Source organism: Streptomyces sp. NPDC002004, assembly GCF_053593975.1.
In genome coordinates, this window is record NZ_JBSFDP010000003.1 from 1 (window position 1) to 12,633 (window position 12,633).

11 protein-coding genes are annotated in these 12,633 nt (G+C 69.7%); 2 read left to right on the top strand and 9 right to left on the bottom strand.

Going from position 1 to position 12,633, the window contains the following annotated elements:
• Window positions 1-194 precede the first annotated feature (194 nt).
• Window positions 195-758 (top strand): GNAT family N-acetyltransferase, encoded by a 564-nt coding sequence (locus tag ACWCP6_RS05895; RefSeq protein ID WP_450931120.1) that lies wholly within the window; start codon window positions 195-197, stop codon window positions 756-758.
• 19 nt (window positions 759-777) lie between these two features.
• Here the strand turns inward: ACWCP6_RS05895 and ACWCP6_RS05900 are convergent, their stop codons facing one another.
• The 9 genes from ACWCP6_RS05900 to ACWCP6_RS05940 form a co-directional block, all read right to left on the bottom strand.
• Entirely contained in the window at window positions 778-2,439 is a 1,662-nt protein-coding gene (locus ACWCP6_RS05900; RefSeq protein WP_450931121.1) for a type VI secretion protein, read from the bottom strand.
• 1 nt (window position 2,440) lies between these two features.
• The gene (locus ACWCP6_RS05905; RefSeq protein WP_450931122.1) at window positions 2,441-3,853 is read right to left on the bottom strand and encodes an ATP-binding protein; all 1,413 of its coding nucleotides are present in this window, start codon (window positions 3,851-3,853) and stop codon (window positions 2,441-2,443) included.
• A 14-nt stretch (window positions 3,854-3,867) separates the two neighbouring features.
• Window positions 3,868-5,427, bottom strand: coding sequence for an SCO6880 family protein (locus ACWCP6_RS05910; protein WP_450931123.1), 1,560 nt, complete (start codon window positions 5,425-5,427; stop codon window positions 3,868-3,870).
• Window positions 5,424-6,767, bottom strand: coding sequence for a hypothetical protein (locus ACWCP6_RS05915; RefSeq protein ID WP_450931124.1), 1,344 nt, complete (start codon window positions 6,765-6,767; stop codon window positions 5,424-5,426). The genes ACWCP6_RS05910 and ACWCP6_RS05915 overlap by 4 nt, the downstream gene beginning before the upstream one ends.
• Window positions 6,757-7,617 (bottom strand): hypothetical protein, encoded by an 861-nt coding sequence (locus ACWCP6_RS05920; protein ID WP_450931125.1) that lies wholly within the window; start codon window positions 7,615-7,617, stop codon window positions 6,757-6,759. The genes ACWCP6_RS05915 and ACWCP6_RS05920 overlap by 11 nt, the downstream gene beginning before the upstream one ends.
• A gap of 199 nt (window positions 7,618-7,816) precedes the next feature.
• The gene (locus ACWCP6_RS05925; protein ID WP_450931572.1) at window positions 7,817-8,125 is read right to left on the bottom strand and encodes a hypothetical protein; all 309 of its coding nucleotides are present in this window, start codon (window positions 8,123-8,125) and stop codon (window positions 7,817-7,819) included.
• Between the two features lie 781 nt (window positions 8,126-8,906).
• A complete protein-coding gene (locus ACWCP6_RS05930) occupies window positions 8,907-9,428 on the bottom strand; it encodes a hypothetical protein (RefSeq protein ID WP_450931126.1) in 522 nt (173 codons plus the stop codon).
• A 200-nt stretch (window positions 9,429-9,628) separates the two neighbouring features.
• On the bottom strand, window positions 9,629-9,847 hold the full coding sequence (locus tag ACWCP6_RS05935; protein WP_450931127.1) for a hypothetical protein: 219 nt from the start codon (window positions 9,845-9,847) through the stop codon (window positions 9,629-9,631).
• Window positions 9,848-10,093: 246 nt separating this feature from the next.
• Window positions 10,094-10,531 (bottom strand): hypothetical protein, encoded by a 438-nt coding sequence (locus tag ACWCP6_RS05940; RefSeq protein ID WP_450931128.1) that lies wholly within the window; start codon window positions 10,529-10,531, stop codon window positions 10,094-10,096.
• A gap of 266 nt (window positions 10,532-10,797) precedes the next feature.
• Between ACWCP6_RS05940 and ACWCP6_RS05945 the strand changes: the two genes are divergently transcribed.
• On the top strand, window positions 10,798-12,597 hold the full coding sequence (locus ACWCP6_RS05945) for a serine/threonine-protein kinase (RefSeq protein WP_450931129.1): 1,800 nt from the start codon (window positions 10,798-10,800) through the stop codon (window positions 12,595-12,597).
• Window positions 12,598-12,633 lie beyond the last annotated feature (36 nt).

Sequence of the window (12,633 nt, forward strand, 5' to 3'; positions counted from 1 at the left end):
TGGGAGAGTAGGACGCCGCCGAACAAATTTTGAGAAGAGCCCCAACTTCTGGATCCGGTCCGGGAGTTGGGGCTCTTCTGCGTTTACGGGGCCATCATGCCCATCGCCTGGTGGCCCCGGTCTCCATCACCGAGGGGCCCCTGACAGGGCGAAATCTCCTTGCACAGGGTGCGGTTCGCGTTGATCATCGGTGGATGACTCATGTGATTCGTGCCGTGCGTGCCGAGGAGTGGCCGGCCGTCAGGGAGCTCCGGCTGGCCGCGCTCCAGGACCCGGCCGCGCCGATCGCCTTCCTGGAGACCTACGAGAACGCCGCCGCCCAGCCGGACGAGTTCTGGCAGGGGCGGACGACCCGGGCCGCCGACAGCTCCGCCGTGCGGCAGTTCGTCGCCGAGGGCCCGGACGGCACCTGGGCGGGCTCCGTCACCGTACTGGTCGAGGAGGCGGGCACCGAGGGCGTCTTCGGGGACCGTATCGACCAGCGGCAGGGCCACCTCGTCGGTGTGTACGTGCGCCCCGAACACCGCGGTAGCGGCGTGGCGGACGGGCTGTTCGAAGCGGCCGTCGACTGGGCCGCCTCGCTGGAGGGAGTGAGCCGCGTCCGGCTGTATGTGCATGAGAAGAACGCCCGGGCCGAGGGCTTCTACCGCAGGGCCGGCTTCGTACGCAGCGGAGTGACCACCCCGGTGGCCGGAGACCCTTCCGCCCAGGAGGTGGAACTCGTGCGCGAACTCAAGACGTCCTGGGTGGCGTCCTGAGTTCAGCGGGGCGTCCTGGTCAGAGCGGAGGCACCGGCAGGTCGTCGTGCGGCCAGCGGGCGCGGCCCTGTTCGCGGGAACGGAGCAGGGCCAGCGCCGGCATTCCCCGGTCGGCCCCCGAGGTCAGCAGCTCGGGGAGCTGACGGAGCGGCGCCACCGCCGCCACATCGTCGAGGACCAGGGCGAGTGGTGGGTCGAGCCGACCGGAGGATGACCGTTCGGCCATGCGCCGGCCGTGCTCGACCACGCTTGAAACGAGCGCCGTGAGCAAAGGCATCGCCCCCGGGCGGGACTTGGGGTCCTCGATGGCTTCACCCACCACATAAAGCGTGCCCCCTTCGTTGACGAAGGAATCCAAGGCAAGGGCATCATTTCGGTTGGGAGTGCAGGCCTCACGCACATGGACGGTGAAGAGGGCGGAGAGAGCGCGGGCCGTGAGTTCCACGGCCATGTCGCGCCGCTCGGGGTGCGCGGTGAGTGCGGCTTCCAGCTCCCCGGCGGACCCGGCGGCCGCCCTGGGGTTCGTACGCAGCGCGCGTACTGCCTCCTGGAGACCGGAGCCCTGTGCCCAGCGGTGGACGTGGCGGAACTGGCGGCCCTCCACGGCGGCGGCGTGCAGGAAGCTGCGGAGGAGCGTTTCGGCGGTGTCGGCCAGCGCGGAGTCCACCTTGGCGGTGGGTCTGACGGGGGCCAGCAGATCGGCGGCCCTGCGTCCGGCGGTGGCCTTGTCCTCGCAGCCCGTGGTGGGGGACCAGTGCATCCGCGCGGGCGTGTCGCACAGATGCGACGGGTCGTAGAGGAGCACCGGGCCCAGCTTCGCGCGGGCGTCCTTGGTCTCCGCCCACACCGTGGGGTCGGAGGTGAGGACCAGCGCGGGACCGTCGGCGTCCCGGACGGCCTGGACGGCGACGGGGCGGCGGGACGCGGGCGGGCCCAGGACGACGGGCGTACGCGGGGCGGGCAGGCCGGGCTGAGCCGCGGGGCCCCCGTCGAACGTTGCCGGTTGCGGGACGGCGCTCTCGGCGTGTGCCACGGTCGCCTCGACGGGCGATGCGGATTCCGGGCCGGGGCGGGACTCCGCCGGGTGCGCCGCCGTCGCGGCCACCGGCACCGGACTCGTGGGCTCTGTGGGTCCCACGGCCGAAGTGCCCGCTGCCGCTGCCGCAGCCGCGGGCTCGGGGACCGCGGGCCCTGGTGCCTCGTAGTACGTCCCCGGCCGCTTCGCGCCGTGCGCGTGCGCGAGTGAGGCGGACGCTCGGGCCGGGTGCGGTCTGCCCGCCCGGCGCGCCCGCCAGCGAGCCACCACGCCCATGCCGAACAGCGTCAGCACGAGCAGCACCATCAACTGCCCGATGAACAGCCCCCAGAACAGCCCCCACCCGGAGAGCTGCTCGGTCGGCGTGTCCGGCCAGGCTCCCGGCAGGTCGTGGGGCTGCCCGATGAGATGCCGCATCGCGAGCGGGGTGTGCGCGAAGGTGACGGCCGACGGCCACGAGCCCCGCGCGAACAGCGCGCCGAGCCCCGTCGACGTCCACACCAGCAGGGTCATGCCCAGCAGGAAGGCGAGAGAGCCGACCAGCAGCCCGTCGGGGACGCCCCCGGCGCGCCGCTGTCCCGGGCCCGCCTCGTACCCGTGGCCTGCCTCGTGCCCGTGGCCCGTCCCGCGCCCCTGGTCCTGCATGTCACGCCACCGTGGATTCCGACGAGTCGTTCAACTGGTGTTCCATGAACGCGGCCGCGCGCTCCTCCGCCTCCCTCTCCGCGGCGGCGAGGGCGTCGTCCGCGAGGTCGCTCGAGGACTCGGTCATGGCCCGGTCGGTGAAGACGAGCGGCCGCTCCGTCTCGGTGACCAGGTGCTTGACCACCTGGACATTGCCGTTGACGTCCCACACCGCGATGCCCGGTGTCAGCGTCGGGATGATCTCCACCGCCCAGCGCGGCAGGCCGAGGACGCGTCCCGTCGCCCGTGCCTCGTCCGCCTTCTGGGCGTAGACGGTACGGGTCGAGGCCATCTTCAGGATGGCGGCCGCCTCCTTGGCGGCCGCGCCGTCCACCACGTCGGAGAGATGGTGGACGACGGCGACGAAGGACAGGCCGAGCCGGCGCCCGAACTTCAGCAGCCGCTGGAACAGCTGGGCCACGAAGGGCGAATTGATGATGTGCCAGGCCTCTTCCACCAGGAAGATGCGCTTCTTGCGGTCCGGCCGGATCCAGGTGTGCTCCAGCCACACACCGACGATCGCCATCAGGATCGGCATGGCGATGGAGTTGCGGTCGATGTGGGAGAGGTCGAAGACGATGAGCGGGGCGTCGAGGTCGATACCGACCGTCGTCGGGCCGTCGAACATGCCCCGCAGGTCGCCGTCGACGAGGCGGTCCAGGACGAGCGCGACGTCCAGGCCCCAGGCCCGTACGTCGTCTATGGCGACGTTCATCGCCTGCGCGGACTCGGGTTCGGGGTGCCGCAGCTGCTCGACGATGTCGGTGAGGACGGGCTGCCGGTCCACGATCGTCTCGTTGACGTAGGCGTGGGCCACCTTCAGCGCGAAACCGGAGCGCTCGTCGAGGCCGTGGCCCATCGCGACCTCGATGATGGTGCGCAGCAGCGCCAGCTGGCCCGTGGTCGTGATCGAGGGGTCCAGCGGGTTGAGGCGGATGCCGTGGTCCAGGGCGGCGGTCGGGTCGAGCCGGATGGGAGTTATCCCCAGCTCCTCCGCGATCAGGTTCCATTCGCCGACGCCGTCCTCGCCCTGGGCGTCGAGGACGACGACCTGCCGGTCGCGGAAGCGGAGCTGGCGCAGCACGTACGTCTTCTCCAGCGCCGACTTGCCGTTGCCCGACTCGCCGAGCACCAGCCAGTGCGGCGCCGGCAGCTGCTGTCCGTACAGCTGGAACGGGTCATAGATGTACCCCTTGCCGGAGTACACCTCACGCCCGATGATCACGCCGGAGTCGCCGAGGCCGGGCGCGGCCGTGGGCAGATAGACCGCCTGCGCCTGCCCCGTCGACGTACGCACCGGCAGCCTGGTCGACTCGACCTTCCCGAACAGGAAGGACGTGAAGGCATCGGTGAGGACCGACAACGGATCCCGCATCACCACATCAGCCCCTACCTACGGATCCCGGTCGCGAACGGCAGCGTGTTGACGAATGCCCGGTGGTGCTCCCGGTCGCACCATTCGAGCTTCAGATACGACTTCCCGGCCGAGGCTCTGATGGTGCGCTTGTCGCGGGCCAATGACTCGGGGGAGCGGGCGGACACGGTGATGTAGCCGACGAGGTTCACCCCGGCGGCGCCGCTGGCGAGGTCCTCGCCGCGCTGGTCCAGGCGCGAGTGGGCGGCGATGTCGCGGGGGTCGACGGTGCGGTTCATCTTGGCGGCGCGGCTGGCGTCCGCCTCGTCGTTGGTCTTCTCCGTCAGCATGCGCTCGATGGCGACCTCCGTCGGCTCCAGGTCCATGGTCACGGCCACGGTGCGGATGACGTCCGGGGTGTGGACGAGCAGCGGGGCGAGGAAGTTCACGCCCACGGGAGTCATCGGCCACTCCTTGACCCAGGCGGTGGCGTGGCACCAGGGAGCGCGGGTGGACGACTCCCTCGTCTTGGCCTGGAGGTAGGTCGGCTCGGTGGCGTCCAGCTCGGCCGGCCAGGCGTTGCGCCTCGACATCGCCTGGATGTGGTCGATCGGATGGTCCGGGTCGTACATGGAGTGCACCAGGGAGGCGAGCCGGGCCTGGCCCAGAGGCTGCCGTACGCGGATGTCGGCCTCCTGGAGGCGCGAGCAGATGTCGGTCAGCTCACGGGCCATGACGACCGCGAGGCCCGCGTCCCGGTCGAGCTTGCGGCCCGCCTGCGGGCGTGCGGCGCGGGCGACGGCCTGTGCCTCCGCGGCCAGTTCGCGGGTGTAGTGCATACAGGCCACGAGGTACGCGCGGTGCTGCTCGCTGCTCGTCGACACCATCGACTGGAGCTGGTCGTAGGAATGCCGGAGCCAGGTGGGGGCCTTTTCGTCGCCGCGGACGGTGACGTCCTTGGCGTGCGCGTCGGGGTCGGCGGGCAGCGTGCGGGCGAGCATCTGCAGCCGGGTGACGAACCCGTCTCCGTTGGCGACGTGCTTGAGCAGCGTCCCGAACCGGTCGACGAGCGCCTCCTGGTCCTCGGAGTCGCGCAGCCCGACGCCCGGTCCCTCGATCTCGATGGCTGCCGTGACGGTTCGCCTGTCGGCGTGCAGCAGCACGGCGATCTCGTCCGGGCCGAAGGGGGCGGCGAGCCAGGTGATGCGGCCGATGCCCGGCGGCGGACCGACCTCGACCTCGCGCCCGTCGAGCCGGGTGCCGGCCTCGGCGGTGCCGGACCGGTAGGTGGCGCCCCGTCGTACGGTCCGCCGGTAGCTGCGGTTGATCTCGAACCACTTGTAGAACGTGCGCCGCTTGTACGGGACGTACACGGCGGTGAGCGCCAGCAGCGGGAAGCCCATGAGCAGCACGATCCGCAGGGACAGCACCGGGACGAGGAGGCCGCACATCATCCCGAGGAACGCCCCCGCGATGATCAGGGCGATCTCTCCGGTCTCACGGTTCCGGCCGACGATCGCGTTCGGCCGTGCCCGGCCGATGAGATAGGTGCGGCGGGGCGTGACCGGGTGGGACAGATGAGAGTCGGTCGTCAACGCCCTTCACCTCCGGTGCGGTTGCTGTTGCGGGTGTTGCCGGCGTGGGGTGAGTTGACGGGGCTGGGGCTCCGCGGCGGGGGTGCGGCGGAGGGGACAGTTCCGCCGCCTCCTCCCGTGCCGGTACCGCCGCCTGACGCCTGGCCGCGTGTGCTGTGGGCGGCGACGCCACCGCTGACCGGGTTGGCGGGGCGCGGGGCCGCTCCGCCGCCGCTCTCGGCCGCCCGGCCCCGGGAGCTGTGCGTCTTGATGCCCTGGGAGACGAGCGCGGCGGGGGAGCTGATCACGGCGGCGGCCTTGTTCTCGGCGCCGCTCATGATGCGGTTGTTGCGGCCGGCGGCGATCTCGTCGCCGAAGCCCGGCACGAACCGGTAGATCATCGCGCTGGCGAAGATGGCCAGCAGGATGATGGCAAGGCCGGAGACCACCGCCGAGAAGGCGTTCGGGCCGTCCCCCGTCGACAGCGCCCCGGCGAGCCCCAGCACGATCACGATCACGGGTTTGACCAGGATCACGGCGATCATGATTCCGGCCCAGCGGCGGACGTGTCCCCACAGGTTCTTGTCGACGAGGCCCGCGTACACGACGGTGCCGAGCAGCGCTCCCACGTAGAGCAGAGCGGCCCGGATGACGAGCTCCAGCCACAGCACGCCCGCGGCCAGGATGGAGACGAGGGACACCACGATCAGCATGATCGGGCCGCCGCCGATGCTCTCGCCCTTCTTCAGGGCCTCGGAGAACGAGCCGAAGAAGACGTCCGTCTGGCCGCCGGTCGATTTCGCGAGGACCTCGGTGACGCCGTCCGTCGCCGATACGACGGTGTAGAGGATCAGCGGGGTGAACGCCGACGCGATCACCGTCAGCCAGAGGAACCCGACCGCCTCCGAGACGGCCGTGGACAGCGGTACGCCGCGGACGGCCCGCTTGGCCACCGCCAGCAGCCACAGCAGCAGCGTCAGCACGGTGCTCGCCGCGAAGACCACGGCGTACTGCTGGAGGAACTTCTGGTTCGTGAAGTCGACGTTCGCCGTCTCGCGCACGGCCGTGGACAGCTTGTCGACGGTCCACGACGCGGCCTCGGCACAGCCCTTCGCCAGGGAGGAGAGGGGGTCCAGGGGGGCGGTGGGGTCGGTGTCGGTGAGGTTGCTCCGGCCGCCGGGGGATTTGTTGCCGCGTTCGCAGTAGTTCTTGGCGGGGCCCCGGATCAGGTCGCACGGGTCGTTGCTCGGTTTCGGCGAGGGTGCGGCGACGGCCCTCGTGGCCACCAGCACGACGGTCGTCTGGACTGCGACCACGACGGTGGCGAGTGAGAGGGTGCGGCGACGCTGACTACCGGGCATACGTGAACCCTCCGTACTGCTCCACGGCCTTTGCCATGTCCTCGGCGGTGGACGCCGTCTGGTCACGGCCGACGGGCACCGGGCCGTCCTTCTGTTGGAAGTCGGTCACTTTCCAGTCGCCGTCGATCCACTGCAGCTCATGCGTGGTCGTGTACCAGCTCTCGGTCACCGGGTTCTTGGAGCCATCGCCGGCCAGACCGAAGAGCGAGGTGTACCAGACGTCGACCGTTGCCTTGTCTCCGCTGAAGCTCTTGACCTTGGTTCCCACCGGGATGACGCGGGACACGAAGGTCGTGCCACTCGGAGCGGTGCCGTCCTTGTTCAACCCGATGCTGGTCAGGAACTTCTCGCCCGAGTACACGCTGTCGAGGTCTCCCTGACGCCGGGCTGCGACGTCAGGGGCGTACACGGCGTTGACGATCTCGTGTCTCCGGGCTCGGTCGAACATCTCGGTTGAACTGAGCGCCACCGCATAGTTCGCCGCCGCCGACTGCGCCCCCTGCTGGTCGTGTGCGAACCCCGACGGGATGCCGTCCGTGCTGCCGCTCACCGGCTGCTTCCCCGATGCGGCCGTGGGCGCGGCCGCCGCTCTCTTGGGGGCTCCGTCGGACGACGACTCGCTCCCGCCCCGGTTCGCGAACGCGATCGCGGCGATGAGCAGCACCGCCACGCCGACGACCGTGACGAGACTGCGCGAGGAGGACCGTCCGGTCCGCCTCGCGCCGCCGTACACGTCGCTGTCGCGTTCCGGGAGCCGGGTGCGGGTCTGTCCGGTTCCTCCGAACCCGTCGTCACCGGCGCCGCGGCCCAGGTCGCCGCCTCCGTACCCCTGGTCGTCGCCGAGACTCATACAGCGAACGCCCCCTCAACGTCATGCCGAACCGCCGGACTCGCGTAGTACGACGGTAGCCGTGCTGGTTCCCGCGCGGGCGCGGTGTGGTGACTCGACATCAGGGAAACGCAACCTCAGCCGGTGGGCGCGACGGACGGGTGGGATAGGGGGAGTGGAGAGGGAACCGGTTCGAGGCGCCGCCCCGAGAGGGCGGGGGCTAGACCGCCATTCCGTACACGATGGTGAAGAGTGTGCCGAGCGAGCCGATGATGAAGACGCCGGTCAGGCCCGCGATGATCAGGCCCTTGCCCTGTTCGGCGCTGAAGGTGTCGCGCAGTGCCGTGGCGCCGATGCGCTGCTTGGCCGCGCCCCAGATCGCAATGGCGAGGCAGAGCAGGATCGCGATCGCCATCACGACTTCGACCATCACCCGCGCCTCGTTGCCCAGGCTCCCGAAGGGTCCCCAGTCCGGGGCGATCCCGCCGATGATGGTGGTGATGTCGCCCTTTTCGGCTGCCATAAGCATGTAACTCACCGCCCCTGTTGGGTAGTTCCGCACCCCCTGCGGGTGCGCAGAGGTCACGCTCATTCTCGCCGACAATGCCGCCGACGTATGTCGACTTGACGTCATTGCTTGGCGGGTTTCGTACGGATCCCCGGTCGACGGTCCGCGCGGGCCCCTCGCGGGTGCACGGGACGGTATACAAGGGAACGTATGGTCACTCTGTGTATCACGTGGGGTGACCTCGGGCAATGACGGCAAGGCCGACGTCCCGGATCTTGGAACGGTGGCGGCTCGCGTGGCTCCCGGTCGCGACCTTCGTCCCTGCGTTCGGGGGATCGGTCCGCGACGGAACGGGGACCGTGCCGTGGCCGCGGACGACGGCAGGGCGCCGACAAGAAGACGGTGGCGGTCGCGAGCCGGCGTGTCACGTCGGCGACGCCGGCATCGGTGCTTCTTCGCGGCCGTCGGAGAGTGGCGGCAGGACGATCCGCCGCGGTACGCGGCCGCCGACGTCGATCCCGGGCGGTCGGCGACCGGGCGTCAGATGTGCTCAGCGCTGGGGCGAGTTCCTGGTGTGGTAGCGACGGCGCTTCATGATGACGACGGTCACCGCTGCCACCAGGAGCAGTACTGTCGGCGTGGCCATTTCCCGAACCTCCTCGGCGACGCAGGGGGGCGTCCCCTGACGGGTCATGCCGATGATCGCATGTGCGGTGCACCGCGGGAACGCCCCGGTACGGCGTCGAACATCACGGGAACCCCCGGCGCCGTTCCGCCGTCAGGTCGTGGACCGACGCGTGCGTCAGAGCCGGAACACTCCCCGCCAGGTCCATCCGGCGCCGAGGACCGTGGTCCGCAGGGGATCGCGCATGTCCCGCGAGTCGAACAGGACCACCTTGTGCCGACGGCCGTCCGGACCCCGCTCGTACGTCCACTGCTGGTTGACGTAAGGTCCCCGACTCCACTGGCGCGACGCACCGTGCCTCGGAGGGTTCCCGACCAGCGCCACTTCCTTCACCTCGTCGAGGACGAGTGCCTCGCGCTCGGCGGGGACCAGTCGTATCCGGGTCTTCATGGTGCGCTCGAGGCGGCCGCCGGGGAGGGAGTCGTCCGTATTGGGCAGCACGATCCGCCACTGCGCCACCAGGTCGGCCTTCTCCGCGGCGAATGCCTCGCGCACGTGGAAGGGCACGCCCGTCCCGTTGAGCGCGAGCAGCCTGGCCCGGATCTCCGTCGTGGGGAGCGGAGTGACCCCGCTCTCCGGGTACTTGGTGCCGGTGCGCCACTCCCGGTAACGGGTCCGGATGTCCCGAAGACGGCCCATCGTCCTACCTCCTGGTGTCACTTCATCGACGTCGAAATCCAGGGAAGACGCGGGCGGTAGACACCTTTTACTCCTGGAACCAGAGTGGAAGATCTGGCTCGACTTGGTTTTGCCGAACGCCGGTCTGCGAGCCCGGCGGTAAGCCTGAGTTCCTCATCCGCATGCCGGAGGGGGCGTTCCGTCACTCTCCTCGGATGTTTTCAACTCTGCTTCCGCTTCTCCTCATCGAGGTAGGCGCGAATGGCTGCACGCCGTTCTTGCATGAACTCGGCAGGGTTCGCGTCGAATCTTGCACAGTCGCTGCGCCATCTGTCAAAGGCGGCGGCGATATCTTCGCCGGAGTGAACGTACTGGCACCCTTGGGGATGGGCATCGGTCATGGAGAAGCCATGCAAGTGAAGAAGAGCCGAGCCGACCATGGGATCTCCCACGTGAGTCTCTGCGACACCTACCCATTGGCTGGCCCAAGAGTGCACGTCTTCTCGGCTCTCGCCCTCCGCGATCAACCCGAGCCAGTGGGCGGCTACTTCCCCACGGGTGGGATCAGCAGGATGATGCGTGCGCACACTGCGTCCCTTCTCTTGACTACGGTGATGATTCAGGTCGCGCCGACTGCAGTCTGTGCATTGCTTTTGGGCATTGCCCGCTCCCTCCATTCGACCCGTTCACGGATGTGCGAGGTAGTTACTCAGGGCCTGGAGGGGAAGCGTCCACTCGGAGACTCGCTCGCCATCCTCGTCCACGTTCTCGTGACGGGTGACGAAATCCCAGGGGCGGGTTGGATCAAAGGGTTCTTCGAGCTCCTCCAGGAGGAGCATCTGGTTCTGGATTGTCACGCCCTCTGCAGTCCTGTACATCGGCCACCAGAAGATGAAGTTGGCCGTTGCCGGATCGGTGATCGAGCTGATGAGCGCGGCACGTTCATGCCCATCCAGGATTCGGCCGACGTTCTCGCGCCAGCTGGATTCATAGTGCCCACGTTCCCAATGGCTCAGATCTGCTTGGAAGGTTTCCTGATGTCTGCCCAAGGTGATCTCGCCGACGGCAATGTGAGACTCCGAAGATTCGGCGAATCGTTGCGGAAACTCAATCATGAATGACATGTCAGTCCTTGATCCGGTTCAATCGGCTGTCGGAGGGGTGCCGCCCGGCGTTGGCATCGCCGGTCGGGTCGACCATCGGCGGCACCCGGGCAGGGCGGTGGTCCGAACTCCGCGCTCTACGTTGCGTGCTGCGTCGGTCCGTGGGCGGCCGCCTGCCCGAAGTGGTGTCCCGGGCACGGCATGGTGCGCAACGGCGGGCTGTTGAAGTGATCACGGATCGGGCATCCCAGGTGTGACGGGCCGTTCGGTATGACAGGGTCGGTCCGGTGGACGTGCTGAAACCCCATGACCCCGCGCGGATCGGCGCCTATTCGCTCCTCTCCAGGCTCGGAGCCGGTGGCATGGGGCAGGTGTACCTCGGCCGCTCCCCCGGTGGCCGGCTCGTGGCGATCAAGGTGATCAAAGAAGAGATCACGGATCACCCGGACGCCCTCGCCCGCTTCCGGCGCGAGGTGGAGACCGCACGCGCCGTACGCAGCGCGTACACGGCGAACCTCATCGACGCCTCCCTCGACGCGCCGCCGTACTGGTTCGCGACGGAGTACGTCTCGGGGCCGACCCTCGGTCGGGCGGTGGCCGAGCGCGGGCCGTTGCCGGCGGAGACCTGCCGCGGGCTGTTCGCGGCCCTGGCCGAAGGTCTCGCGGCGGTGCACGAGCACGGTGTCACCCACCGGGACTTGAAGCCGCAGAACGTGATTCTGTCGGGGCAGGGGCCCCAGCTCATCGACTTCGGGATCGCGCGGGGCGTCGGGCACACGGCGCTGACCGAGACCGGCATGGCCGCGGGCACTCCCGGCTTCATCGCGCCCGAAGTGCTGATACGCAATGAGGTGGGGCCCGCGGCCGATGTGTTCGCGCTGGGCGCCACCCTTGCGTACGCGGCGACGGGACGTCCGCCCTTCGGGTCGGGCGACCCGTCGGGCGTCAGCTACCGGGCGGTCCACGAACCGGTCGACCTGGCCGGTGTCGAACCGGGGCTGGCGTCCCTCATCGAGGCCTGCGTCGCCAAGCAGGCGAAGGACAGGCCCGCGCTCGCGACGGTGATCGAGCGTTGTGCGGTGCGGTCGGCGCTGGTCGAGGACGACTTCTACCGGCAGCTCGCGGGGATCGGCGGGGCGAGCATCCCGACGCCGACGCCGACGCCGACGCCGACGCCGACGCCGACGCCGACGCAGACGCAGACGCCGACGCCGACGCCGACGCCGACGCCGACGGGCCCCGAGGCCGTGGCGACACCGGCCCAGCCCCCGGGCCCGCACGACCTCCCCACGGCGGTGCCCTACACGCCGACCCAGACGGTCGCGACGGCGCGCGGCCGTTCCGCGCGGTGGGTGTGGGCGGTCGCGGCGGGGCTCGTGCTGGGAGTCGGAGCGGCCACGACCGCCGTCGTGCTGATGAAGGACGACGACGGGAAGCGGCCGAGCGCGGCGTCCACGCCCGGCGACAGGCAGCGGTCGAGCCCCGGCGTGACGCCCTCCGCGTCCGCCCATGGTGCGGGGAAGGGCGGCGGCGGTACGGCGCCGCAGCCACCGGAGTACATCGAGCAGACCAACCCGTCGCGGGACTACTGGACAGCGCAGACGGGCTCCACGCACGGCGAGGGCTCCTGCGGGCTGCCCGCCGAAGAGCGAAGCGAGCAGTTCCAGTTCTCCGTGTCCGAGGCCGATTCCTACGACCCGTACACGTCCGGCAAGGGCAAGATCTCGCTCCGGCTGAAGTACGCGGCGCCGAAGCCGGGCGAGCGGTACGACGTGGCGGTGGCCGTCAAACCTCCGCACGAGATCGACCCGGACACCGGCAAGCCGTACCAGGGCGGGCTCCAGCAGAACCTCGACCTCGGCTACACGAGCCGCCCGGTCGACCTGTACGCGCGCTACCGGAGCGGCTCCACCGGGTTCGTCGACCTGACGTACCCCGACGACTTCGAGAAGATCGTGCGGGGGAAGAAGTACGGCACCGCCATACCCGTCGGGAACGACCCCGGCGACTGGACGGTCCTCTTCCTGCACGTCAAGGGTCCGAAGGAGTACGCGAGCATCGCCTGCTACGGGTTCACCGCCAAGTAGCCGACGCGACACGTCAGCTCGGCGAAAGGCTCATAA